We start from the raw sequence: 22912 nt of genomic DNA on the forward strand, positions 1-22912 counted from the left end.
CACCGGCAACACGGCCGTCGACCGGCCTCGCCGTGGACCGGATGCTCCGCCACCACAGATCGCGGGTACGACACAACCCGGCCGCCACAACCCGGCGGACGCAGCCCGGTCGGACGCACTAACGCAGCGCCTCGAAGCCGAGCAGCAGCGCGTCGAGCGCGAACGCGAACCGTTCGCCGTCGTCCGCACCCACCCCCTCCCCCGCGGCGCGGATCAGCAGCGGGTACCGCTCGGCCTCCAGCGCGGCCAGCCAGTCGGCACCGCCCGCCTCCTCCGCGCCGACCACGATCCGGGCTTCCGCCGTGGCGTGGCCGATCACGAACACGGCGAGGGAGTTGAGGGCGTGCAGCGCCCGGCCCAGCGAGAAGCCGCCCGCCACGAGCAGGCGCAGCAGGGCCTCGATGTCGTCCAGGGTCGCCGGGGTGACGGCGGGCCGGGAGGTGGCGAGCGGGAGGACCGCCGAGTGCCGCAGCAGGCCCTCGCGCAGCGCGGTGGCGTACGCGTGCAGGGCCGCGCGCCAGTCGGCGGCGCCGTCCATCGCGGGGGTGGCGGCCGTGAAGACCTGCTCCACCAGGCCGTCGAGCAGGGCGTCCTTGTTCGGCACGTAGTGGTAGAGCGTCATCGCCTCGACGCCGAGCTCCTCGCCGAGCGAACGCATCGTCAGCCCCTTGAGCCCGTCCCGGTCGACCAGGCCGAGGGCCGCGTCGAGGATCTGCTGCCTGCTCAGACCGGCCCGCTCGCCCCGGCCGCGCCGGGCCGCCTGCTGCTGTGCCATGAACTGCCTCTCCTCCGCGCGCTTGACTTTCTTACACCATAAGAGAACACTCTTCCCCAGCGAAACTTACCGCGTAAGAAACAAGCCACAGCAGGGGGAACCACGATGTCGACCACCGCCAACAAGCAGGTCATCCGCGACTTCGTCGCCGCGCTGAACGACCGCTCCGGCGAGGGCTGGGTGCAGCTGCTCTCCCCGTCGGTGATCGACCACAACAAGATCATCTTTGGTGAGGAGGACGCGCCGGGCGCCGCCGTCGAGGGCTTCCGCCTCCAGCTGGCCGCCTTCAGCACCGAGGCCGAGGGGGACGGCTTCCACATCGAGCAGCTGATCGCCGAGGACGACGAGGTGGTGGCCCGGCTGCGGGTGGCCGGCGTGCACACGGGCTTCCACGCCCGGATGCCCGAGCCGACCAACCGCCGCTGCGACGTCGAGCAGATCTGGATCTTCACCGTCCGCGCCGGGCAGATCGTGGAGATCCGCGCCGTCAGCGACCGCCTCGGCATGTTCATCCAGCTCGGCTGGGACTGGCCGACCATGGACTGACCGGCGGCGGCCGTCAGGCCGGGCCCTCCCCGGCTGGGCTGTTCCCTCCCGTGCCGCCCCCGACCGCGGCGGCCCGGAGCTCCGGGCCGCCCGCCGCCAGGGCGGCGACCGCCAGCAGGCAGAGCAGTCCGCCGCTCACCAGTGCCGTCTGCGCCGAGCCGGCGCCGGCGACCAGGCCGGCGCGCAGGTTGCCGAGGTCCGGGCCGGCCTGGCCGGCCATCTGCTCGACCGCGCCGACCCGGCCCAGGTACTCGGCGGGGGTGTGGGACTGCACGACGGTGCCCCGGGCCACCACCGCGACGGTGTCGGCAACGCCCGCCAGCGCGAGGAAGCCCAGTGCGGCAAGGGAGTTGGTGGCCAGGCCGAACAGCAGCAGGGCCGCGCCCCAGCCCGCCGAGCCGGCGAACATCACCACTCCGGGGCGCGGCAGCCGGGTGAAGACACCGGAGAGCAGCGAGGCGGCCACTCCGCCGACCGCCAGCGCGGTCAGGAAGAGCCCGAGGGTGCGCGGACTGCCGCCGAACCGCTCGGAGTTGACCTCGGGGAAGACGCTCACCGGCATCGCGAGCACGGTGGCCGCGAGGTCGGTGAGCAGCGCGCCCCGGACCACGGGGGTACGGGCCAGGAAGGCGAGCCCGTCCACCAGCCCGCCCAGGCCCGGCCGGGCCGTCCGCTCCCCCGCGGCCGACTTCGGCAGCCCGTAGGCGCCGAGGGCGGCGGCCAGGAAGCTGACGGCGTCCAGCAGGTAGCAGGTGCCGACGCCCCAGCGGGCCAGCAGCAGGCCGCCCAGGGCGGGCCCGAGCAGCAGCGCGCCCTGGAAGGCGACGCCCTGCAGGGCCAGCCCGGCGGCGAGTTGGCGGGCGGGCAGCAGCTGCGCCGCGAAGGTCCGGGCGGCCGGTGCGCTCAGCGCGGCGCAGCAGGCCTGGCCGGCCAGCAGGCCGAGCACCCCGGCCGGGGGCAGCGGCGCGAACAGCCCCTGCCAGGCGAGCAGCAGCGCGAAGACCGCCTGGCCGCCGGTGGCGAGCAGGTAGCAGCGGCGCCGGTCGACCCGGTCGGCCAGCGCCCCGGCGAACAGGCCGAGCAACACCAGCGGCAGCGCCTGGACCAGGCCGGCCGCGCCTGTCCACACCGTGCTGCCGGTGGCCTGCCAGATCTGGAACAGCACGGCGACGAAGGCCAGTTGGCTGCCGAAGCCGGACAGGCTGCGGCCGATCCACAGCCGCCGGAAGGGCGGCGAGGTGCGTAACGGCTCGAGGTCTATCAGTGCGCTCCGCAGGCCTTTCACCACTCACCGCCGTCGAGCTCGGCCGCGATCCGGTCGTGGAAGCTGCGCCGCTGGAGCGCCTGCTCGATGTCGTCGACGACCCGGGAGAGCGGGTAGGGCAGCTCGGCCTCCAGTGCGGCGAGCGCCGCCTCGGTGGCCCGCCACTCGGCGGCCAGCCGGTCGGCCACCTCGTGGGCCCGCCCGGTGAGCGAGACGGTCCGGGTGCGGGCGTCCGCCCCCTCGGCGACCTCCACCCAGCCGGCCGCCCGCATCGCGGCGACCTTCTGGCTGAGCGCGGAGTGGGTGCGCCCGACCGACTCGGCGAGCTCCTTGATGGTCATCGGGCCCTCGGCGCGCAGCCGGAGCAGCTCCATGACCCAGCTCGGCTTGAGGCCCTCGATCTGCCGCTCGGCGTAGATCCGGGCGATGTCGGCGTCCATGGCGGCCTGGAGCAGCCGCAGCGGACGCCAGCGGCTCTGACGGGTGGGATCGGCGGTCATCCGGCGATCGTAACAGTGCTTGTACAAGTGCTGTCAGAAGTGGGCGGAGAAAATCCGTTGCGAGCCCCCCGGGCCGGCTGTCTGCTTGACCGGCAACCGGGAAGACCTACCGAGGGAGGGCCCATGGGGGCGCCGCTGCCCACTCCGTCGCTGCACACCGCTCGCCTGAGGCTGCGCGCCTTCGAGGACACGGACGCGGGCGACCTCTTCACCCTGCACAGCAACGCCTACGTGCTGCGCTACTGGGACTCCCCACCGTGGGGCGAGCCCGCCCGCGCCGAGAAGTTCCTCGCCACCTGCCGGCAGATGGAGCGGGAGGGCACCGGGGTACGGCTGGCGGTGGAGCGGGCCTCCGACGGAACCTTCCTCGGCTGGTGCACCCTGGCCGACTGGAACCCGGACTTCCGCAGCGCCACGGTCGGCTACTGCTACCGCGAGGAGGCGTGGGGCCACGGCTACGCGACCGAGGCCGCCGGCGAGCTGCTGCGGTGGGCCTTCGACACGCTGGACCTCAACCGCGTCCAGGCCGAGGCGGACACCCGCAACCTGGGCTCCGCCCGCGTGCTGGAGAAGCTCGGCTTCACCCGGGAGGGGACGCTGCGGGAGGACTGCGTGGTCAACGGCGACGTCTCCGACAGCTGGGTCTACGGGCTGCTCCGGCGGGAGTGGCGGGCGCCGTCCGAGCCGCCGAAGGCCTGCTGAGCCCACGCGGGCATCGACCTCACGCGCGCATCGAGCTCAGGCGCGCATCGAGCTCAGGCGCGCATCGAGCTCAGGCGGGCATCGAGCTCAGGCGGGCATCGCCGGGTGGCGGCCGACCACCAGGACGCCCGCGACGATCGCGAGCAGCCCCGCCGCCTCCCAGGCCAGCGCGGCGGGGGTGACGCGCAGCCGGTCGCCGAGCACGCCGACCGCGCAGACGATCCCGGCGATCGGCTGCGCGGCGGTCAGCGCGGGCAGCGACATCTTCAGCGGGGCCGCCTCGAAGGCGCTCTGCACCAGCAGCAGGCCGACCACGCCGATACCGACCACCCCGTACAGCTGCCAGCCGGTCAGCGCGTGCGGCAGGCCGCCGTGGTCGAAGCGCTCGGCGGTGATCCTGGTCAGGGCGTCCTGGAGGCCGTAGAGCAGGCCGGCGGAGAGGGCGAGCAGGGTGGCCTCCTCGAAGAGCGGCACCCGGCGGGCCGCCGAGACCAGCAGCAGGGCGAGCGCCGCTATCGCCCCGAAGACCAGCCAGTAGCGCAGTGGCCCGGCCCGCTCGCCGCCCGCCTGCGGCTGCCCGGCCACGATGAAGGCCGTCACGCCGAGCCCCAGCACCAGCACCCCGGCCCAGCCGGAGCGGCCGAGGCTCTGCCGGGTGATCACCCGGGAGAGCGCCATGGCGAACAGCAGGTTGGTGGCGAGCAGCGGCTCGACCAGGGAGACCTCGCCGTTGGCCAGCGCGAGCGCACCGAGCACCAGGCCGCTGGTGGTGAACAGGGTGCCGAACAGCCACTCGGGCATCCGCACCAAGTCCCACAGCAGGCGCCAGTGCAGCAGGTCGGAGCGCGGGGCTCGTTGCGCCGCCTGCTGCTGGAGCACGAAGCCCAGGCCGAGGCAGCAGGCCGATCCGATCGCCAGCAGGAAGACCGTCACGAGGGACCACCCGACTCCGCGGACCCCCTGCGATTCAGCGTACGCCGGGGGCTGGACGCCGTCTGTTCACCGACTGGCCAACTGACCGATCGGTGGCGCTCACCGTCGGCCGGAACAGTCACTGCTCCAGCCAAGTTGTCTGTACAACTTTGGCGAACTCCGGCCCTGACGACAGCGAAGTGAAGGAGCCTCGATGTCTCTCTCCCCGTACTGGTTGCGCGACAACTGCCCGTGCGCCGAGTGCCGCGACCCGCGTACCGGGCAGAAGCTGTTCCAGATCACCGACCTCCCCGACGGCCTGGCCGTCACCGAGCGGAGCGAGGCCGAGGGCCACCTGACGGTCCTCTGGTCGGACGGCCACCGCTCCCGGTACGCCACCGAGTGGTTCGAGCAGGCCGCCGAGGGTGACGGGCGGACCGAGGAGGGCAAGCGCCTGTGGGTGGCGGCGGACTTCGCCCGGGGCCTGCCCGAGGCCGACTGGTCGGCGTACCTGGCCGATCCGGCCGAGCGGGTGGCGGTGCTCGGGGCCGTCCGGCGGTCCGGGTTCGCGGTGCTGCGCGGGGTGCCGGTGGCCGAGGGCGAGGTGCTGGCGGTGGCCCGCAGCTTCGGGTACGTCCGGGAGACCAACTACGGCGAGCTGTTCGACGTCCGGGTCGAGCCGCAGGCCAACAACCTGGCCTTCACCAACGTGGCGATCGCCCCGCACACCGACAACCCCTACCGCGACCCGGTGCCGACCCTGCAGCTGCTGCACTGCCTGCGCAATGAGGCCGAGGGCGGCGACTCGGGCCTGGTGGACGGCTTCAAGGCGGCGGCCCTGCTGCGCGAGGAGTCACCGGAGGACTTCGCCGTGCTCACCCGCACACCGGTGCCGTTCGCCTTCCGGGACAGGGGCACGGACCTTCGGGCCGAGGTCCCGCTGATCGGGGTGGACGCGCTGGGGCGGATCCGCGAGGTGCGGTTCAACAACCGCTCGATCGGCACCCTGCGGGGGCTGGCCACCGCCGAACTGGACGCGTTCTACGCCGCGTACCGGCGATTTGCCGCGATCACCCTGCGGCCGGAGCTGCAGTTGGAGTTCCGGCTCTCGCCGGGTGACTGCCTGATCTTCGACAACGTCCGGCTGCTGCACGCCCGCACCGCTTTCGAGCAGCAGGGCGGCCGCCACCTGCAGGGCTGCTACGCCGACCTGGACACCCTGGCCAGCACGCTGGCCGTGCTGGAGCGGCGGCTCGCCGTGCTCGACACGCTGGCCGGGCTGTTCGAGGGCGAGGGCGCCGGGGAGTACCTGGGCGAGGACGTGACCATGGCCCAACACATGCTGCAGGCCGGCGCGTTGGCCGAGGCCGACGGGGCACCCGAGCACCTGGTGGCCGCCTCGCTGCTGCACGACGTGGGCCACTTCGGCGGCAGCGGCCTCGAGTTGATGCGCGGCAACGACAACCGCCACAGCCACACCGGCGCCGACTGGCTCTCCCGCCACTTCGGCCCCGAGGTCACCGAGCCGATCCGGCTGCACGTCGCCGCCAAGCGGTACCTGTGCGCGGTCGAGCCCGCCTACCGGGCCGGGCTGTCGGAGGCCTCCGAGTACACCCTGCGGGTCCAGGGCGGCCCGATGAGCCCGGCGGAGGCGGCGGAGTTCGCCGCGCGGCCGGGGGCGGCGGACGCCGTCACGGTCCGGCGGTGGGACGACCGGGCCAAGGACTCGGCGGCGAGGACCCCTTCGTTCGAGCACTTCCGGCCGCTGCTCGGCAGGCTGCTGGGCCTGGACGGCTGAGACCGACCACGGCAGGGGCGGCCCGCCCTGGTCAGTCGACCTCTCTCGGGCGCCAGTCGGCGGCCCAGGAGTCGAGCTGGGCGAGACGTTCGAAGAGGGTCCGGCCCTGTGCGGTGAGCAGGTAGCCCGCGCCGGAGTGCTCGACCAGGTCGGCCTCGCCGAGCTCGCGGAGCCTGGCCGCCAGGACGCTCGACGAGACACCGTCGCAGCGCTGCTGGAGCTGCCGGAAGGTCGGGCCCGCCTCGCCTCGCAGCTCCCACAGGATCCGCAACACCCAGCGGCGGCCCAGGAGGTCGAGGAGCGCCATGATCGGTCGCCCGGTGTGCGAGCCGCGGACCGGGCGGCCCGGGAGGGGAGTCGGTTCCATCGTCTTCCGCTTCTCTTTCCGAAGCACCGAGGTTAGCATGGCACCATGCCTCTGAATTCGAAGCAACCACGGATCGAGCCCCTCTCGCCGCCGTACGACGAGGCAGCCGGGGCAGCGCTCGAGCGTCTCGGGCGCTCACCCATCCAGCTGTTCCGCGTATGGGCACGACGGCCCGAGCTCGCCGAGGGCATCGCGGGCTGGGGCGGCCACTACTTCTCCCGGCGCTCCGCCCTCACCATCCGCCAGCGCGAGCTGGTCATCGACCGGACGACCGCGCTGTGCGGCGCCGACTACGAGTGGGGCGTGCACGTCGCCGTGTTCGCCGAGAAGGCGGGGCTCGACAGCGAGCAGCTCGCCTCGCTCGCGAGCGGCGGGCCCGCCGACGACTGCTGGAGCGCGGCCGACCGCGCCGTGCTCCAGGCGGTCGACGAGCTCCACACGAGCTTCGACCTCTCCGACGGAGCCTGGTCGGCCCTGGTCCGTGCCACCGACGAGGACGCGGCGCTCGAACTGATGCTGGTCTGCGGCTGGTACCACGCCATCTCGTTCACCGTGCGGGCGCTGCGCCTGCCCCTCGAGCCGGGCACCGAGCCGATCGCCGCGGCCTCCTGACCGGGGAGGAGCCTCAGTCGCCCTCTCGCGCGTGGCGGGAAAGAGCGGACGAGGCAAGGGAGTTGTGGATGCTGAAGGCCACCGTGCCCGGGAGGTAGCGGTCCTGGGACCACTCGACGGGGATGCCGGTGGGGTCGGTGGTGCGGCGCTTCTCACGCAGCAGCGGGCTGCCGCGGCGGCAGCCGAGGAGGCGGGCGTCGTCGGCGTTGGCGGCGACCACGTCGATGGTGTGGTCAGCGTCCGTGAAGAGGATGCCGTGCTCGCGCAGCGGCTCGGTGTGGGAGACCACGTCCGGCGGGAGCTGGGCGACGCACTCGCCCACCCAGGACGGGTACACGGTGCGCTCGACCATCACCGGGGTGCCGGAGAGGGTGCGCAGGCGCAGCGTCACGTACACCTCGCTGCCGGGCTCCAGCCGCAGCTGCTCGCGCTCGGCGGCGTCGGCCGGGCGGCGCAGGAGGGACTCCAGCCGCCCGCCGGGCTCCTCGCCCATCGAGCGGGCCCAGTGGGTGAAGGAGAGCAGCTCCGAGAAGCTCTGCACCCTGGCCGTGCCGAGCACCACCCGGCGGGTGCCCCGACGGGACGTCACCAGCCCGTCGGCCCGCAGTACGGCCAGCGCCTGGCGGACGGTGCCGCGGGAGACGCCGTACTGCTCGGCGATGGCGCCCTCGGCGGGCAGGCGGCCGGCCTCGCCGTACGCGCCCGAGGTGATCGCCTCGCGGAGGTCGGCGGCCACCTTGCGGTAGAGCGTGCCGACGGAGCGGTCCGGGTCTACAGCCACGTCAGTCATTGTCCCTCCTGGGCAGAGTCCTGCGAGGTCCGCCACTTGAATGGGCAGGGACCGGTCGCTACCGACTGTAGCTGCTGACGATCACCCCGCAGGGGCCCGGACTTGACCGTTCCCGTAGCCGCCCCCTGGTCTGGGCCGTCCGTTCACCTTCCCGTCACCGAACTCCGGCGTACTTACCCCCGTCAGCGAAGTTGCACAGCCAACTTGGCCGGAACTCGTCGACACTCCTTCACTCTGAGATTCCTCTGCTGCCCTTCTCGCGGCACCCTCGATCCAGGAGACACCCCCGTGACCGTGCACCGTGCCCGTGCTGCCGCCTTCGCGGCCGTGCTGACCGCCGCCGCGCTCTCCCTCACCGCCTGCGGCTCCGCCGGCTCCTCCACCGGCTCCGGTGACGCTGCCAAGGGCGGCAAGGACCCCAAGGTCGCCACCTCCGCCGCCGACTTCGGCGGCATGGACGCCCTGGTCGCCGCCGCGAAGAAGGAGGGGAAGCTCCACACCATCACCCTCCCGCGCGACTGGGCCAACTACGGCAAGATCATGGACGGCTTCACCGCCAAGTACGGGATCCAGATCGAGAACGAGAACCCGGACGGCTCCAGCCAGGACGAGATCAACGCGATCACCTCCCGCAAGGACCAGGACCGCGCCCCGGACGTCGTCGACCTCGGCTCCGCCTTCGCGCTGAGCGCCGCCTCGCAGGGCCTGCTGGCCAACTACAAGGTCGCGGACTTCGAGAAGATCCCCGCCACCATGAAGGACGCCAACGGCGCCCGCTACAACGACTACGGCGGCTACATGTCGATCGGGTGCGACGCCAAGAAGGTCGCCGTCTGCCCGAAGACCTTCGCGGACCTGCTGAAGCCCGACTACAAGGGCATGGTCGGCCTGAACGGCAACCCGACCAAGGCCGGTGCCGCCTTCGGCGCCGTCTACGCCGCCGCCCTGGCCAGCGGTGGCTCGCTGGACAACATCCAGCCGGGCATCGAGTTCTTCGGCAAGCTGAAGAAGGCCGGCAACTTCAACCCGGTCGAGACCACCAAGGCGACCATCGAGAAGGGCGAGACCCCGATCTCGGTCGACTGGTCCTACCTGAACGCCGGTTACACCGACCTGTTCAAGCCGAAGGGCATCGACTGGCAGGTGTCGATCCCCTCGGACGGCTCGTACGCCCAGTACTACAACCAGGCCATCAACAAGTGGGCGCCGCACCCGGCCGCCGCTCGCCTGTGGCAGGAGTACCTCTACTCGGCCGAGGGCCAGAACCTCTTCCTGGGCGGCTACGCCACCCCGGCCCTGTTCGACTCGATGAAGGCCGCCGGCACCCTCGACGCCACCGCCGTGGCCAAGCTGCCGACCATCGAGAAGCCCTTCACCACCTTCCCGACCCAGGCTCAGACGGACGCGGCCAAGAAGGCCGTGACCGAGGGCTGGGCCAAGGCGATCGCGGGCTGACCTTCACCATGACTGCGGCTCCCACCCCGGTGCCGTCCTCCGCCACCGCCGCCGACCAGCTCGGCGGCGGGGCGGGGGCCTCCCGCACCGCACCCAACACCCCCCACGCAGCCCCGACGGCCAAGCGCCGCGGCTTGCGGCCCAAGGGCGGCGCCTGGCTCGCCACCCTCCCCCTCCTGGTCTTCTTCGCGATCGCCTTCGGCCTCCCCGCCGTCGCGATCGCCATCGGCGCGTTCACGCTCTCGCCCGACGCGCCCTCGGGCGCGGGCAGCTTCACCACCTCCAACCTGACGGCCTCCGTCCAGGGCGCCTACTGGACGGCCCTGCTCGGCTCGATCAAGCTCTCGGCGCTCACCGCGCTGATCGGCACGATCGTCGGCCTCCCGCTGGCCCAGGCCGTGGTGACCTCGCGCTTCCGGCTCTTCCGCGAGGCCGTGCTCTCCGCCTCCGGCGTGCTCGCCAACTTCGGCGGCGTGCCGCTGGCCTTCGCCTTCGTCGCGACCCTCGGCAACGCCGGTGAGCTCACCAAGACCTTCAAGCTCACGGACCACGGCTGGACGCTCTACGGCTTCAACGGCCTCTCGATCGTCTACCTGTACTTCCTGGTCCCGCTGATGCTGCTCACCATCACCCCGGCCCTGGAGGGCCTGCGGGTGCAGTGGCGCGAGGCGGCGAGCAACAACGGTGCGACGAGCTGGCAGTACTGGCGGCACGTCGCGCTGCCGATCCTGCTGCCCTCGCTGCTCGGCGGCTACGTGATGCTCTTCGGCTCCGCCTTCGCCGCGTACGCCACCGCCGCCGCGATGGTCGGCGCCTCCGTGCCGCTCATCCCGCTGCACATCGCCGACGCGCTGTCCGGCAACGTGCTGGTCGGCCAGGGCAACGTCGCCCTCGCCCTCAGCCTCGACATGATCGTGGTGGCCGCCCTCGTGATGGCGGTCTACCTGCCCCTCCAGCGCAGGAGTGCCAAGTGGCTGGCCTGATTGCTCGCATCCGCTTCGGCCGTGGTGCCGTCCTGCTGCTGGCGGGCCTGTACTTCCTGGTGCCGATGGCCTGTTCGGTCGTCTTCAGCGTCGACGACACCAGCGGCTTCTCGCTCAAGGCCTACACCGGCCTGATCACCGCGCCCGGCTTCCTGGACGCGCTGACCTTCACGCTGGAGCTGGCCGCCGTCACCATCGTGGTGGTGCTGGCCCTGCTGGTGCCCGCGCTGATCGCGGTACGGCTGGGCTCGCCCCGGCTGCGCACCGTGATCGAGGTGGTCTGCTCGCTGCCGCTGGTCGTCCCGGTCATCGCGCTCACCGCCGGCATCATCGGCGTGCTGCGCTGGGGCCCTGACTACCTGAAGGACACCCCGTTCTTCCAGACCATCGTGGCCATCCAGAACCCCGACTTCCCCGTGGTGCTGGTGCTCGCGTACGTGCTGATGTCGCTGCCGCTGGCCTACCGCGCGCTGGACGCCGGGCTGCGGGTGGTGGACGTGCGCACGCTGGTCGAGGCCGCCCGCAACTGCGGCGCGAGCTGGCCGCGCGCGGTGTTCACCGTGGTCCTGCCCAACCTGCGGCAGTCGCTGCTGAACGCGACCTTCCTCACCCTCGCCCTGGTGCTCGGAGAGTTCACCACCGGCTCGATCCTCGGCTACCAGCCCTTCTCGGTCTGGATCTACGAGGCGGGCAAGAGTGACGGCCAGATGTCGGTGGCCGTCTCGGTGCTCAGCCTGCTGCTCGCCTGGGTGCTGCTGCTCGCCCTCTCGGCCGCCGGCCGCGAACGGCGCGGTCGCAAGCCCGCCCGCCCCTGATCTTCAGTACTGTCTCGGAGAACCCCCATGACCACGGTTACCGCCCCCGTTACCGGAGTGCCGCTCGCCCCCGGTAGCGCGACCGTCGAATTCCGTTCGCTGCGCCGCCAGTTCGGTGCCACCACCGCCCTCGACGGGCTGGACCTCACCGTCCACCCCGGCGAGCTGCTGGCCCTGCTCGGGCCGTCCGGCTGTGGCAAGACCACCGCGCTGCGCATCCTGGCCGGCTTCGAGAAGCACGACTCGGGCCAGGTGCTCGTCGACGGCAAGGACATCACGGGGGTGCCCGCGCACCGTCGCGACGCCGGGATGGTCTTCCAGTCCTACAGCCTCTTCCCGCACCTGAGCGCCGCCGAGAACGTCTCCTTCGGCCTCAAGATGCGCGGCACCGGCAAGGCCGACCGCCTGAAGCGGGCCAAGGAGCTCCTGGAGCTGGTGGGCCTGCCGCAGCACGCCGACCGCTACCCGCACCAGATGTCCGGCGGCCAGCAGCAGCGCATCGCGCTGGCCCGCGCGCTGGCGCTGCAGCCGCGGGTGCTGCTGCTCGACGAGCCGCTGTCGGCGCTGGACGCCAAGGTCCGGCTCAACCTCCGGGACGAGATCCGGCGCCTGCAGCAGGAGCTGGGGATCACCACGCTGTTCGTCACGCACGACCAGGAGGAGGCCCTCTCGATGGCCGACCGGGTCGCCGTGCTGCGGGCGGGCAGGCTGGAGCAGTGCGCGACGCCGCAGGAGCTCTACGCCCGCCCGGCCACCGCGTTCGTCGCCGAGTTCGTCGGCACCATGAGCCGGATCCCGTGCGAGCGGGCCGGCTCCGAGGTCGCCGTGCTCGGCCGGCTCTTCCCGGTGGACGGCGCCATCCCGGCCGACGGCTCGCTGGAGGTCCTGGTCCGCCCCGAGAACGTCGGCCTGACTCCCGACCCGCAGGGGCAGGCGCTGGTCGTCAGCGCGTCCTTCCTCGGCAGCGTCACCCGGATCACCGTCCGCCTCGCCGACGGCACCGAGATCAAGTCCGACCTCCCGACGGAGGCCGCCGCATCCCTGCCGGTCGGCTCCACGGCCGCGATCTCGCTGCCGGACCGGCCGGTCCTGGTCGACCGCAAGGCCTGACGTCCCCGCCCTCCGGCGGCGGCTCCGCCGCTGCCCCGCAGGGTGCCTCGCCGGAGGCGCCGCCGGAGGCACGCGTACTATCTGTACACCGCAACGAAAACCTAAGGTACCGCCATGCCTGACTACCCCTCTGCCGTCCTGTTTGACATGGACGGGACGCTCGTCGACACCGAGCACCTCTGGCTGGAGGCCGCCACCGAGCTGGCCGACGAGCTGGGGCTGACCCTCGGGGATGCCGACCTCCCCGAGATCCTCGGCCGGGCCGTCGAGCACACCGCCGCCCACTTCTTCCGGATCAGCGGCGAAGCCCGTCCCGAGGCGGAGCTGGCCGCGCGGCTGAACGACGCCTTCGCCGCCAAGGTCGCCGCCGAGACCGTGCCCCGCCCCGGCGCCCTCGCCCTGCTGCAGGAGCTGCGCGACGCGGCCGTCCCCGCCGCCCTGGTCTCGGCCTCGCCGCGCCAGGTGGTCGACCTGGTGCTGGAGAGCCTCGGCCGTGAGTGGTTCGCCCTGACGATGGCCGCCGAGGACACCGAGGTCACCAAGCCGGACCCGGCCCCCTACCTGGCCGCGGCCGCCCGCCTGGGCTTCGACCCGGCGACCTGCGTGGCCGTCGAGGACACCCCGACCGGCGTCGCCTCCGCCCACGCGGCCGGCTGCGCCGTGCTGGCCGTGCCGTCCACCGTGCCGATCGCGGCGGCCGAGCGGATCACCCTGCTCGAGAGCCTGGCCCAGGCCGACCTGGCCTTCCTCTCGACGCTCACCGCCCGAACCGCCGCCTGATGGCCGTCCTGCTGCTCGTCCTGGCGATCACCAGCGAGGTCTGCGCCACCAGCTGCCTCAAGCTGACCGAGGGCTTCACCAAGCTGTACCCGAGCCTGGGGGTCGGGGCGGGCTACGCCCTCTCCTTCTTCCTGCTCGGCAAGGCCCTCAAGCACATACCGGTCTCGGTCGCGTACGCGGTCTGGTCCGGCGCGGGCACCGCCGCCGTCGCCGGGATCGGCGTGGTCGCCTTCGGTGAACAGCTGGGCCGTGCCCAGTGGTTGGGCATCGCGCTGATCATCGTCGGCGTGGTGGTGCTCAACCTGCGCGGCGGCCACTGAGCCGTCCACCATGTGACACGGCACCGATTGGCCTCGCGCCTCCCGACGCCACGTCATGCTCCGTTCATGTGAAGTCCGCCGCTCCTGGAGTGAATTGGGTCAGTTGTACAGTCAACTCGACTCAGCCGCACCCACTTCGGGGCGGCGGACAGGACATCTGTGGCGACCGGCAACTCCCTCGCGCTCAGTACGCCGACCAGCCCCACCGAGGGTGACAAGCTCACCTTCCACTGGACCACCAAGGCCGCCGACCCGAAGAACTGGGTGGGTGTCTACGACGGCACCCGCCTCCCGGGTACCGGCTCCAGCCTGGTGTGGAAGTACACCCCCGGTGCCTCCGGCGACGTCCAGCTCGACACCTCGGCCCTCACCGGCGGTCCGTACACCGCATACCTGTGCGCCAAGGACGGCTACGGCGTCCTCGCCCAGTCCGCGCCGTTCAGCTTCAAGCCCAAGCCCGCCGCCGCACGTCCGCACGCCGCCGTCGACGCCCTGACCGCCACCCAGGTCGCCCCGGGCGCCGCCGTCAGCGTCAGGCTGGCGGGCCTGTGGCAGCACGGCACCGGCACCCCGGCCTACCGCCGCACCGGCGGCGACTCCTGGCTGAGCGTCGGCGCCGACGGCACCGTCACCGGCACCGCCCCGGCCGCCGCGCTCACCCACCCGGCGGTCATCACGGTCGAGATCAAGGACCCGTCCGGTGTCACCGACACCGTCACCGTCCAGGTGCCGGTCAAGGACCCGGCCGGCCCACTGACCCTCAAGGCCGCCAGCTGGAACCTCTGGGACGCCGGCACCCACGTCACCGACGCCGTCGAGAAGCAGCTGCGCGTCGTCCTGACCCAGAACCTCGACGTGCTCGCGCTCCAGGAGACGGCCGGCGCCGCCGCCCGGACGCTGGCCACCGCGCTCGGCTGGTACGCCTACCAGAGCACCGGCAGCCTCGGCATCCTGAGCCGCTACCCGGTCAACAGCATGACCGCGCCCACGACTTCGCTGCCCGCTGCCGGAGTGACCCTGCAGCTTCCCGGCTCGCGCGGCGTCCGTTTCTGGGCCGCCGCACTGGACGAGACCGACTACGGCCCGTACGCGATCCAGGACGGCCAGAGCGCCGCCCAGGTGCAGAGCGCCGAGGCCACCTCCACCCGGGGCCAGCAGGCCACCGCGCTGGCGAACGCGGTGCAGGCCGACGCCGCCCAGGGCGCCGTGATCGTGGCCGCCGCCCTCTCCTCGCCCTCCCACCTCGACTGGACGGCCGCCACCACGCACCCCGTCCTCGCCTGGCCGGTGACGGTGGCACTGCAGAGCGCGGGGCTCACCGACGCCTACCGGGCGGCCCACCCGGACCCGGTGGCCTCCCCCGGGAACACCTGGTCGCCCACCCGCAAGGTGCGCGGCACCGGCGCCGAGCCGCAGGACCGGATCGACCAGGTCCAGTACGCCGGCCCGCTGACCCTGGTCGAGGCGCACACCCTCTGCACCGGCTGGCCGCAGGCCGATCCGTCGACGGCCGCCAACGAGTGGCCCTCCGACACCGCCGCCGCCGTCGCCACGTTCACGCTCTGACGCCCGAGAGGCCAGCACCCATGACCAAGTTCAGCCGCCGCACCTTCGTCGGCGCCACCGCCGCGGCCGGGGCCGCCGCCGTGGTCGGCCTGCCCTCGGCCGCCGAGGCCGCCACCGGCGCCACGGGCACCACCGGCACCACAGGCGCCACCGGCACCGTCGCGGACGTCAAGCACGTCGTCGTCCTGATGCAGGAGAACCGCAGCTTCGACCACTACTTCGGCACCCTGAACGGGGTCCGCGGCTTCGGCGACAGGCAGGCGCTCCAGTACCCGGGCGGCGGCAACGTCTTCCGCCAGCCCGACGCCGGGCGCAGCGACGGCGGCGTGATGCTGCCGTACCGGATGGACACCACCAGGTACAACGCGCAGAACGCCGCCGGGCTGGCCCACGACTGGGCGACCAGCCACCAGGCCATCAACAACGGCGCGATGGACAAGTGGGTGCCCGCCAAGGGCGAGCGCGCGATGGGGTACTTCACCCGCGCCGACATCCCCTACCAGTACGCGCTGGCCGACGCGTTCACGCTCTGCGACGCGTACTTCTGCTCCCTCGCGGGCCCGACCGACCCGAACCGGCTCTACCTCTGGACGGGCACCGCGGGCCCCGGCCGGGACGGCACCACCGGCCCGTGGATCGACAACACCCCGGTCACCGAGAACCCGGTGGCCGACTGGACCACCTACGCCGAGCGGCTGCAGAGCGCCGGGGTGAGCTGGCGGGTCTACCACAACCCGAGCACCGACGAGCGCACCGGCGACTACGACGACAACGCCCTGTCGTACTTCAAGCAGTTCCACAACTTCCCCACCACGGACCCGCGTTACATCAACGCGATGACCAAGTTCGACCCGGCCGCCTTCGACGCGGACTGCAAGGCGGGCACTCTGCCGACCGTCTCCTGGCTGGTCGCGCCGTACCTGTTCTGCGAGCACCCCAACGCCAGCCCGGACTACGGCGCGCACTGGGTGGACATGGCACTGCAGTCGCTGATGTCCAACCCGGACGTGTGGCAGCACACCGTCTTCCTGGTGATGTACGACGAGAACGACGGCTACTTCGACCACATGGTGCCGCCGACCCCCGAGGCCGGCACCCCCGAGGAGTTCGCCCAGGGCCGGGCGATCGGCCTGGGCAACCGGGTGCCGCTCTGGGTGGTCTCCCCCTGGTCGCGCGGCGGCTACGTCAACTCCCAGGTGTTCGACCACACTTCGGTGCTGCGCTTCCTGGAGGTGGTGACCGGGGTGCAGGAGCCGAACATCTCGGCCTGGCGCCGGACGATCTGCGGCGACCTGACCAGTTGCTTCGACTTCACCGCGCCGGACTACTCGATCCCCGCCCTCCCGGACACCACGGCCCTGATGGCCAAGGCCGACGCCGGCGCCTCGCTGCCCGCCGTCGTGCTGCCCGCGACCGGCACCCAGGCGATGCCCGCCCAGGAGCCCGGCACCCGCCCGCACCGCCCGCTGCCCTACCGGCCCGGCGCGGACGCCACGGTGGACCGCAGCACCGGCGCGGTCACCTGCACCATGACCAACTCCGGTACGGTGGGCTTCCCTTACACGGTCTACCCGAACATCGCGCAGCCGTTCGCGGGCACCCCGTACACCGTCGCCCCCGGCGCCTCGAAGGCCTACACCTGGGACGCCTCCGCCACCGACGGCCGCTACGACTTCACCGTGCACGGCCCGGACGGCTTCGTCCGGCGCTTCGCCGGTACCGTCACCCGGGCCGGCCAGAGCGACGTCGCCGTGCCGGACGTGAGCGCCCGGCTCGGCGCCACCACCGTCACGTTCACCCTCTCCAACGCGGGCGGCACCGAGGTCTCCTTCACCGCCGCCCCGAACGACTTCGGCGGCACCGCCCAGACCGTCTGGGTCGCCCCCGGCCAGTCCGCCACGCTCGACTGGCCGACGAGCCAGGGGGGTTACGACGTCACCATCACGGCCGGCACGGGCACCCGCTTCCTGCGCCGGTACGCCGGAATCCTGCACTGACGGGAGGGGCCTGTCCGGCGGATCACGTCGGACAGGCCTTACGGGCGGGGCGCCAGCACGCAGAACTCGTGTCCGTCCGGATCCTCCAGGCACTTCCACGCAGCGTCGCCCTGGCCGAGGTCGAGGTCGGTGGCGCCGAGGGCGTGGAGCCGGGCCACCTCGGCCTGCTGGTCGTCACCGGAGTACGGCAGCAGGTCGACGTGGACGCGGTCCGGCGCGGTCTTCGCGTCGGCGCTGCGGAGGAACTCCAGGTACGGGCCGACACCCGCGGCGGAGCGCAGCGAGGCGAACTCGTCGGTCACCTCGTGCAGGGTCCAGTCCGTGGCCTCGTCCCAGAACCGGGCCATCGCCCGCGGGTCCGCGCAGTCGACCACGATCGCGGCGACCGGGCCGGTGTCCCGGTACACCTCCCGGGGCTCCAGCACGCAGAACTCGTTGCCCTCCGGGTCGGCGAGGACGACCCAGGGCACCTCGCCCTGGCCCAGGTCGACGGGCGTGGCGCCGAGCGCCTCCAGACGCGCGACCAGCTCGGCCTGGTGGGACGCCGAGGTGGTCGCGAGGTCGAGGTGCACCCGGTTCTTCGCCGCCGACTTGGGCTCCGGCACCCGGACCACGTCGACGACCACCGCCGCCGGGTCCGGCCAGACGTACCCGCCGCCGGGCTCGACGTTGGCCACGCCGGGCCCCTCGCTGGAGATGCCCCAGCCGAGGGCCGCCGCCCAGAAGCGGCCCACCGCCGCTTCGTCCAGAGCCTTGATGTTCACGTTGACCGGTCGAAGTGCCATGCGGATGATCCTAGGCACCCGGCGGCTACCGCAGCACCCGGGCCCGCAGGTAGTTCCGGCGCCCGAAGTGCGGCTCGTCCACGGCGGTGAGCTCCTCCACCTGGAACCGGTAGAGCGCCGCCGCGCCGCCCCCGGCGAGGTACTGCTCCCGCACCTCCGGATCCCGCCCGAAGCTCGGGTACCGCCGCTGGTACGCGGCGAAGGCGGCCTCCGCCTGGTGGCCCCAGGCCTCGCCCGCCAGCCCGGTCAGCTGGACGCCGCGCAGCTGCTCGCCGAAGACCGGCGGCGGCAGGAAGACGGTGGCGGCCGCCCGGGCCTCCTCGGCCAGGTGCACGCTGTGCCGGGTCGAGCGCTCGCTGACGAAATAGAGCACCAGATCCTCGTCATGGGCGAAGAACGCGAGGTTCGCGTGCGGCCCGCGCTCGGGCCCGGCGGTGGCGAGGGTGAGCACCATGCTCTCCGCCAGGATGCCCTCCACCCCCTTGGCGAACTCCTCGGCGGGCCAGTCGCCCTGGGTGATGTCGAGCCGGTAAGCCATCGCGAATCCCCTCCACACCTGCGCACGAGACAGCGGAGCCGGGTGAGGCGTCCGCCTCACCCGGCTCACATGCTCTCCCCGCGCGGCACCCCGCACAAGGGAGTGGTCAGCGCCCGGCCGCCTCGAACGCCGGGGCGGGCCCGGTACCGAGGAAGGGCCCGAGCGGGCCGCCGCGCAGGCGGTCGACCAGCGGGGCCGCCCGGCCCGCGAGCACCGCGAGCGGGAGGGCGACCAGGACGCCGACCAGCGCGCCCACCGCCACGTCGTGCGGGTAGTGCACGCCGACCCAGACCCGGGAGGCGGCCATCAGCGCCGCCGCGAGGTAGGCGTACCAGCCGAGCCGGCGGTAGGCGAGGACCAGTGCGGTGGCGGCCGCGAAGGCGATCACCGAGTGGTTGCTGGGGAAGGACCAGTCACCGGCGCCCGGGCAGGCCTCCAGCGTGCCGCGCACGTTGAGCTGCTGGCAGGGTCGGTTCTCCTCGACCATGCCCTTGAGCAGCGAGTTGACCGCGTAGGCGGCGACCACGATCACCGGCGAGGCCAGCACCCGGGCCATCACCACCGAGCCGGCCCCGCGCGCCCGCCACCAGGCGAGGAGCATGAAGACCGCGAAGAGTCCGAGCCCGAGCGCGGACCAGACCTTGACCAGCTGGTCCAGCCAGCCCGGCGCGCTGTCGGCCCAGCCGACCACGCGGGTGTAGAGGCCGCCGTCGATGCCGCTGCCGTCGTAGGCGATGAGGTTCACCGGGCGACTCCGCCCTGGCGACGGGCCTTGAACAGTTCGAGAACAATGGGGATCACGGAGACAACTACTACCAGACCGATGATGGGTAGCAGATAACGGTCGATACTGGGCACGGTCGAGCCGAGGCCGTACCCGGCGAGCACCACGCCGACCGTCCAGACCAGCCCGCCGAGCACCTGCCAGAGCGCGAAGGTCCGGGCCGGCACGCCGAGCGCGCCGCAGAGCGGGTTGAGCACCGTCCGCACCACCGGGATGAACCGGGCCAGCACGATCGCCTTGCCGTGGCCGTACTTGGCGAGCAACTCCTCGGCCCGCGCGGCGCCCTCGTGCAGGCCGCGGCGCCTGCTGCGGGCCAGCAGCGCGCGGCCGCCGCGGCGGCCGATGAGATAGCCGGTCTGGGCTCCGAGCAGTGCCCCGACCACGGCGGCGGGCAGCACCTGGGCGAGCTGGAGCTGCGGCCCGGAGGTGGCGCCGGGCACGCAGAGCAGGCCCGCCGTGAAGAGCAGCGAGTCACCCGGGAGGAAGAAGCCGACCAGCAGGCCGGTCTCGGCGAAGAGCACCACGGCGATCCCGAGGGCGCCGAATGCGGCGAGCAGCGACGAGGCGTCGAGCACGTTCACCGCGAGATGGGCGGATGGGTGGAGCAAGGCTGGCGGACCTCCCGTACTTTTGGAGGCGGCCCCTTCCGGGGCACCTCGACCGTCTACAGTGCTGTAGACGGTCTACGCGACTGTAGACGAAAGAGGGAGGGAGCGCGATATGCCGGAGCCCGTGCCGGGGCCCGCGTCGCCGCAGCGCCGCTCGGCCGGGGAGCTGGAGTCCCAGGTGCTCGCCGCCCTCTGGGCCGCCGCCGGGCCGCTCACCCCGCAGGAGATCCAGCACGCACTGGGCGACGGGCTGGCCCGCACCACGGTGGCCACGATCCTGGCCCGCCTGCACGACAAGGGGCAGGTCCAGCGCCACAAGGCCGGCCGGGGCTTCGCCTACACCCCCACCGTCGAGGACGCGGCCGGGCTCACCGCCCGCCGCATGCACCACGAGCTCGGCCGCAACCAGGACCGCTCCACCGTGCTGGCCCGCTTCGTCTCCGACCTCTCCTCGGACGACGAGCGCCTCCTGCGCAGCCTCCTCGGCGAGGCCTGATGCCGACGCTCAGCCTGCTGCTGCCGCTCCTGCTCCCGCTGCTCGCCGCGCCGCTCGCCCGCCGCCTCGCCGAGCAGCTCGCACCCCGCGCCGCCGCCCTGCTGCTGGCCGGCACCGCCGCGACGCTGGCGGCGGCCGCCGGCACCGCGCTGGCCCTGACCGCCGGCACCGCGCTGCTCCGGCTCCCGCCGGTCGCGGCCCTCGGGCACCTCTCGCCGCACTGGCTGCCGGACTCCCCGTACACCGCCACGGCCGCCGCGCTCGCGCTGACCGCCACCGCAGCACTGGCCGTCCGCACGGCCCGCCGCCAGCTCGCCGACCTGCGCCGGGCCCGGGCCGTCGTCGGCCCCGGCACCGCCGCGCTCGCGGTGCTCGACGACGAGCGCGCCGACGCCTTCGCGCTGCCCGGTCTGCCCTGGCAGCGCGGGCAGGTGGTGGTCACCACCGGCATGCTCCGCGCCCTCGACGGCCCCGAGCGGGCCGCCCTGCTCGCCCACGAGCGGGCCCACCTGGCCGGGCGGCACCACCTCTTCCTCGCCCTCGCCGAGTACGCGGCCGTGCTCCACCCCGCCCTACGGCAGCTGCGCACCCCGCTCGGCTACCACCTCGAACGCTGGGCCGACGAGAGCGCCGCCCGCGCCACCGGCGACCGCGCCGCCACCGCCCGCGCGGTCGGCCGCGCCGCCCTGGCCGCCGCCAAGGCCCCCCGCCCCGACCGCCCACTCCTGGCCCCGGCCGCCCACACCGGCCCCGTCCCGCGCCGGGTCGCCGCCCTGCTCACCCCCGCCACCCGCCCCCGGGCGAGCGCCACCCGCACGGCCGCCGCCCTCGCCCTGACCGCCTGCCTGGCGCTCACCGCGGCCACCACCCTCGACGCGACCACCGACCTGCACCGCACGGTCGAGTCCGCCCAGGCCGCCACCCGCTGACCCGCCCCGTCGGGCGACCTACCCGGAGCAGTGCCCGTCCCCCGTGCCGCCGACGGCGACGGGCCCGCCCAGGCCAAGCCCGGGCGCCACGTCCGTGTCGACCTGGACCGTCCCCGAGACCGGCCAGGGCGTCACGTAGGAGTACAGGTCGACCCGCCGGCCGCCGGGCCCCCGCAGGGCGGCGGCGTGCGACAGGCTCGTGCCGCTGTCGTCGCCGGGGTACGGGCCCTCGCCCGCCACGCCCACCTGACTGCTGCCGCAGGCGACGCGCCGGACCTCTTCCCCCTCGGCGGCCACCAGGGTGACCCAGTTCTGGTCGCCCACCCGGGTGGACGGGAGGACGACAGCCACGGCCGGATCGGGGCCCGTGGGCACCAGGGCGGTGAGCCGACAGGTGATGCCTCGCAGGTTGTCCGGCTCCACCGCTCCGATCATGTGCATCACCCCGAAGCAGAGCTCCCCGGCCGTCGTCTGCCAGACGACGGCCTCGTCCGGCGTGGTGATGAGGACCGGCCACACGCCGGTCACCCCCGGATGTCCCGCGGCGGCGGCATCCTCGGCGACGAGCGCGCTGAGCCCCGGGAACGGCCCGGCCAACTGCGGCGCCCGCGACGGGCCCGGCCGGCTCGGCGGGCCCGGCGGGCTCTCGGAGGCCGCCAGGCCATCAGCGCCGCCCCCACCGCGACGACCGTCCCGGCCGCGACGAGCACGCCGGCTCTCTTCGATCGGTCCATCCGTCCGCCCCCGTCAGTGGGCCCCGGAGCGGGCCGCTGCCAGGGATGTACCCGGGGCCGGAACGAGTCAGACGAGGCCCGCCCTCAGAACCCGCTCGGCCAGACCGGGGTCGGCACACCGTTCGGCCCCGGCACGACCGGGACCACGCTCGGGAAGCCCGGGCCCGGCTGGTCGCTCGGCCAACCGGGGCTCGAAAAGCCGCTCGGGAAGCCGTGGGTCGGGACCACCTCGGCGACGGTGCCGAACGCGAAGCCGAACACCGCGAAGAGCACGCCCACGCCGACCGTCACCAGGCAGAAGAACAGCCCGAGGCCCACCCCGACCGCGAAGATCCCGGTGGGCCGTCCGGCCACCGCCGCGTCCTGCGGCCGCTCCGGCAGGTACCGGACCGTCACGAAGTCGCCCACCACCCGGGGCGCGCCCGACCGGTCCCTGATCCGGACGTCCCGGCCGTCCTCGGTCCGGAAGCCGAGGATCACGTGGCGCATGGTGCGGGTGTAGCGGTCCCGGTCCTCGTCGTACGCCGCCTCACTCGTCACGTACGTCTCCAGGCACTCGGCCTCGGCCGTCAGCCCGGCCTCGAGCGTCCGGCGCCGCAGTACGACCCGGTACAGCAGGAAGGCGGCCAGGGCCAGACCTCCCGCCGCCAACGCCAGCCCGACGACTCCGAACACCGCCCCGAACGCCCCGAAAATACCCGGCACTTGCCCACCCCCGTGGATCGCTCCCGCCCCGAACTCCCGCC

General features: G+C 73.3%; 25 protein-coding genes and 1 pseudogene. 14 read left to right on the forward strand and 12 right to left on the reverse strand.

Annotated elements, in window-relative coordinates; all coding sequences use genetic code 11:
• Positions 1 to 118: 118 nt before the first annotated feature.
• On the reverse strand, positions 119 to 775 hold the full coding sequence (locus tag ABT095_RS06690; RefSeq protein ID WP_350528193.1) for a TetR/AcrR family transcriptional regulator C-terminal domain-containing protein: 657 nt from the start codon (positions 773 to 775) through the stop codon (positions 119 to 121).
• Positions 776 to 880: 105 nt separating this feature from the next.
• Between ABT095_RS06690 and ABT095_RS06695 the strand changes: the two genes are divergently transcribed.
• Positions 881 to 1321: an ester cyclase gene (locus ABT095_RS06695; protein ID WP_350528194.1), complete on the forward strand. Its 441-nt coding sequence runs from the start codon at positions 881 to 883 to the stop codon at positions 1319 to 1321.
• A 13-nt stretch (positions 1322 to 1334) separates the two neighbouring features.
• Here the strand turns inward: ABT095_RS06695 and ABT095_RS06700 are convergent, their stop codons facing one another.
• Together ABT095_RS06700 and ABT095_RS06705 are read right to left on the reverse strand one after the other, a co-directional pair.
• Positions 1335 to 2597 carry an MFS transporter gene (locus ABT095_RS06700; protein ID WP_350528279.1) on the reverse strand — a complete coding sequence of 421 codons (1263 nt, stop codon included), beginning with the start codon at positions 2595 to 2597 and terminating at the stop codon, positions 1335 to 1337.
• Between the two features lie 5 nt (positions 2598 to 2602).
• Entirely contained in the window at positions 2603 to 3085 is a 483-nt protein-coding gene (locus ABT095_RS06705) for a MarR family winged helix-turn-helix transcriptional regulator (RefSeq protein ID WP_350528195.1), read from the reverse strand.
• A 123-nt stretch (positions 3086 to 3208) separates the two neighbouring features.
• Here ABT095_RS06705 and ABT095_RS06710 point away from each other — a divergent pair, with 123 nt between their 5' ends.
• Positions 3209 to 3787, forward strand: a complete 579-nt coding sequence (locus ABT095_RS06710) for a GNAT family N-acetyltransferase (RefSeq protein ID WP_350528196.1) — start codon at positions 3209 to 3211, stop codon at positions 3785 to 3787.
• 87 nt (positions 3788 to 3874) lie between these two features.
• Here ABT095_RS06710 and ABT095_RS06715 read toward each other — a convergent pair whose 3' ends face one another.
• Complete coding sequence (locus ABT095_RS06715) at positions 3875 to 4720, reverse strand: DMT family transporter (protein ID WP_350528197.1); 846 nt, start codon at positions 4718 to 4720, stop codon at positions 3875 to 3877.
• Positions 4721 to 4907: 187 nt separating this feature from the next.
• Between ABT095_RS06715 and tmpA the strand changes: the two are divergent.
• Positions 4908 to 6497: pseudogene (gene tmpA / locus ABT095_RS06720) on the forward strand (2-trimethylaminoethylphosphonate dioxygenase); the annotation flags it as partial.
• A gap of 31 nt (positions 6498 to 6528) precedes the next feature.
• On the opposite strand, the gene ABT095_RS06725 reads toward tmpA, so the two are convergent.
• On the reverse strand, positions 6529 to 6864 hold the full coding sequence (locus tag ABT095_RS06725) for a winged helix-turn-helix transcriptional regulator (RefSeq protein ID WP_350528199.1): 336 nt from the start codon (positions 6862 to 6864) through the stop codon (positions 6529 to 6531).
• Positions 6865 to 6909: 45 nt separating this feature from the next.
• On the opposite strand from ABT095_RS06725, the gene ABT095_RS06730 reads away from it, so the two are divergent.
• Complete coding sequence (locus ABT095_RS06730; protein ID WP_350528200.1) at positions 6910 to 7476, forward strand: carboxymuconolactone decarboxylase family protein; 567 nt, start codon at positions 6910 to 6912, stop codon at positions 7474 to 7476.
• Positions 7477 to 7489: 13 nt separating this feature from the next.
• Here ABT095_RS06730 and ABT095_RS06735 read toward each other — a convergent pair whose 3' ends face one another.
• Positions 7490 to 8257 carry a GntR family transcriptional regulator gene (locus ABT095_RS06735; RefSeq protein ID WP_350528201.1) on the reverse strand — a complete coding sequence of 256 codons (768 nt, stop codon included), beginning with the start codon at positions 8255 to 8257 and terminating at the stop codon, positions 7490 to 7492.
• 297 nt (positions 8258 to 8554) lie between these two features.
• Between ABT095_RS06735 and ABT095_RS06740 the strand changes: the two genes are divergently transcribed.
• The 8 genes from ABT095_RS06740 to ABT095_RS06775 all read left to right on the forward strand — a co-directional run bounded on the left by ABT095_RS06740 (position 8555) and on the right by ABT095_RS06775 (position 17292).
• Positions 8555 to 9721, forward strand: a complete 1167-nt coding sequence (locus ABT095_RS06740) for an ABC transporter substrate-binding protein (protein ID WP_350528202.1) — start codon at positions 8555 to 8557, stop codon at positions 9719 to 9721.
• 8 nt (positions 9722 to 9729) lie between these two features.
• Complete coding sequence (locus tag ABT095_RS06745) at positions 9730 to 10704, forward strand: ABC transporter permease (protein WP_350528203.1); 975 nt, start codon at positions 9730 to 9732, stop codon at positions 10702 to 10704.
• Positions 10704 to 11519: an ABC transporter permease gene (locus tag ABT095_RS06750; protein ID WP_350528280.1), complete on the forward strand. Its 816-nt coding sequence runs from the start codon at positions 10704 to 10706 to the stop codon at positions 11517 to 11519. The genes ABT095_RS06745 and ABT095_RS06750 overlap by 1 nt, the downstream gene beginning before the upstream one ends.
• Before the next feature lie 27 nt (positions 11520 to 11546).
• Entirely contained in the window at positions 11547 to 12629 is a 1083-nt protein-coding gene (locus ABT095_RS06755; RefSeq protein WP_350528204.1) for an ABC transporter ATP-binding protein, read from the forward strand.
• Positions 12630 to 12743: 114 nt separating this feature from the next.
• Complete coding sequence (locus ABT095_RS06760) at positions 12744 to 13409, forward strand: HAD family hydrolase (protein ID WP_350528205.1); 666 nt, start codon at positions 12744 to 12746, stop codon at positions 13407 to 13409.
• Complete coding sequence (locus ABT095_RS06765; protein WP_350528206.1) at positions 13409 to 13729, forward strand: DMT family transporter; 321 nt, start codon at positions 13409 to 13411, stop codon at positions 13727 to 13729. Before ABT095_RS06760 ends, ABT095_RS06765 begins: the two co-directional genes overlap by 1 nt.
• A 159-nt stretch (positions 13730 to 13888) precedes the next feature.
• Positions 13889 to 15295: an endonuclease/exonuclease/phosphatase family protein gene (locus ABT095_RS06770; protein WP_350528207.1), complete on the forward strand. Its 1407-nt coding sequence runs from the start codon at positions 13889 to 13891 to the stop codon at positions 15293 to 15295.
• Positions 15296 to 15315: 20 nt separating this feature from the next.
• Positions 15316 to 17292: a phosphocholine-specific phospholipase C gene (locus ABT095_RS06775; RefSeq protein ID WP_350528208.1), complete on the forward strand. Its 1977-nt coding sequence runs from the start codon at positions 15316 to 15318 to the stop codon at positions 17290 to 17292.
• Between the two features lie 38 nt (positions 17293 to 17330).
• Here ABT095_RS06775 and ABT095_RS06780 read toward each other — a convergent pair whose 3' ends face one another.
• The 4 genes from ABT095_RS06780 to ABT095_RS06795 form a co-directional block, all read right to left on the reverse strand.
• Positions 17331 to 18077 carry a VOC family protein gene (locus ABT095_RS06780; RefSeq protein WP_350528209.1) on the reverse strand — a complete coding sequence of 249 codons (747 nt, stop codon included), beginning with the start codon at positions 18075 to 18077 and terminating at the stop codon, positions 17331 to 17333.
• Between the two features lie 25 nt (positions 18078 to 18102).
• A complete protein-coding gene (locus ABT095_RS06785) occupies positions 18103 to 18615 on the reverse strand; it encodes a pyridoxamine 5'-phosphate oxidase family protein (protein WP_350528210.1) in 513 nt (170 codons plus the stop codon).
• Between the two features lie 106 nt (positions 18616 to 18721).
• Positions 18722 to 19360 carry a phosphatase PAP2 family protein gene (locus tag ABT095_RS06790; RefSeq protein ID WP_350528211.1) on the reverse strand — a complete coding sequence of 213 codons (639 nt, stop codon included), beginning with the start codon at positions 19358 to 19360 and terminating at the stop codon, positions 18722 to 18724.
• On the reverse strand, positions 19357 to 20007 hold the full coding sequence (locus tag ABT095_RS06795; protein WP_350528212.1) for a DedA family protein: 651 nt from the start codon (positions 20005 to 20007) through the stop codon (positions 19357 to 19359). The genes ABT095_RS06790 and ABT095_RS06795 overlap by 4 nt, the downstream gene beginning before the upstream one ends.
• A gap of 112 nt (positions 20008 to 20119) precedes the next feature.
• On the opposite strand from ABT095_RS06795, the gene ABT095_RS06800 reads away from it, so the two are divergent.
• Entirely contained in the window at positions 20120 to 20503 is a 384-nt protein-coding gene (locus ABT095_RS06800) for a BlaI/MecI/CopY family transcriptional regulator (RefSeq protein ID WP_350528213.1), read from the forward strand.
• On the forward strand, positions 20503 to 21432 hold the full coding sequence (locus tag ABT095_RS06805) for a M56 family metallopeptidase (protein WP_350528214.1): 930 nt from the start codon (positions 20503 to 20505) through the stop codon (positions 21430 to 21432). Before ABT095_RS06800 ends, ABT095_RS06805 begins: the two co-directional genes overlap by 1 nt.
• An 18-nt stretch (positions 21433 to 21450) precedes the next feature.
• Here ABT095_RS06805 and ABT095_RS06810 read toward each other — a convergent pair whose 3' ends face one another.
• Together ABT095_RS06810 and ABT095_RS06815 are read right to left on the reverse strand one after the other, a co-directional pair.
• Positions 21451 to 21951 (reverse strand): hypothetical protein, encoded by a 501-nt coding sequence (locus ABT095_RS06810; protein WP_350528215.1) that lies wholly within the window; start codon positions 21949 to 21951, stop codon positions 21451 to 21453.
• Positions 21952 to 22250: 299 nt separating this feature from the next.
• Positions 22251 to 22871, reverse strand: a complete 621-nt coding sequence (locus ABT095_RS06815; RefSeq protein WP_350528216.1) for a DUF3592 domain-containing protein — start codon at positions 22869 to 22871, stop codon at positions 22251 to 22253.
• Between the last annotated feature and the right edge of the window lie 41 nt (positions 22872 to 22912).

The sequence above is a fragment of the Kitasatospora sp. NPDC002227 genome, from assembly GCF_040296285.1.
Taxonomy (GTDB): domain Bacteria; phylum Actinomycetota; class Actinomycetes; order Streptomycetales; family Streptomycetaceae; genus Kitasatospora.

Excerpts from the sequence above, each read along its gene's own strand:
- ABT095_RS06690 (WP_350528193.1), bottom strand. The coding sequence starts at position 775 with ATGGCACAGCAGCAGGCGGCCCGGCGCGGCCGGGGCGAGCGGGCCGGT.
- ABT095_RS06695 (WP_350528194.1), top strand. The coding sequence starts at position 881 with ATGTCGACCACCGCCAACAAGCAGGTCATCCGCGACTTCGTCGCCGCG.
- ABT095_RS06705 (WP_350528195.1), bottom strand. The coding sequence starts at position 3,085 with ATGACCGCCGATCCCACCCGTCAGAGCCGCTGGCGTCCGCTGCGGCTG.
- ABT095_RS06710 (WP_350528196.1), top strand. The coding sequence starts at position 3,209 with ATGGGGGCGCCGCTGCCCACTCCGTCGCTGCACACCGCTCGCCTGAGG.
- ABT095_RS06725 (WP_350528199.1), bottom strand. The coding sequence starts at position 6,864 with ATGGAACCGACTCCCCTCCCGGGCCGCCCGGTCCGCGGCTCGCACACC.
- ABT095_RS06730 (WP_350528200.1), top strand. The coding sequence starts at position 6,910 with ATGCCTCTGAATTCGAAGCAACCACGGATCGAGCCCCTCTCGCCGCCG.
- ABT095_RS06745 (WP_350528203.1), top strand. The coding sequence starts at position 9,730 with ATGACTGCGGCTCCCACCCCGGTGCCGTCCTCCGCCACCGCCGCCGAC.
- ABT095_RS06755 (WP_350528204.1), top strand. The coding sequence starts at position 11,547 with ATGACCACGGTTACCGCCCCCGTTACCGGAGTGCCGCTCGCCCCCGGT.
- ABT095_RS06760 (WP_350528205.1), top strand. The coding sequence starts at position 12,744 with ATGCCTGACTACCCCTCTGCCGTCCTGTTTGACATGGACGGGACGCTC.
- ABT095_RS06765 (WP_350528206.1), top strand. The coding sequence starts at position 13,409 with ATGGCCGTCCTGCTGCTCGTCCTGGCGATCACCAGCGAGGTCTGCGCC.
- ABT095_RS06775 (WP_350528208.1), top strand. The coding sequence starts at position 15,316 with ATGACCAAGTTCAGCCGCCGCACCTTCGTCGGCGCCACCGCCGCGGCC.
- ABT095_RS06780 (WP_350528209.1), bottom strand. The coding sequence starts at position 18,077 with ATGGCACTTCGACCGGTCAACGTGAACATCAAGGCTCTGGACGAAGCG.
- ABT095_RS06785 (WP_350528210.1), bottom strand. The coding sequence starts at position 18,615 with ATGGCTTACCGGCTCGACATCACCCAGGGCGACTGGCCCGCCGAGGAG.
- ABT095_RS06800 (WP_350528213.1), top strand. The coding sequence starts at position 20,120 with ATGCCGGAGCCCGTGCCGGGGCCCGCGTCGCCGCAGCGCCGCTCGGCC.
- ABT095_RS06805 (WP_350528214.1), top strand. The coding sequence starts at position 20,503 with ATGCCGACGCTCAGCCTGCTGCTGCCGCTCCTGCTCCCGCTGCTCGCC.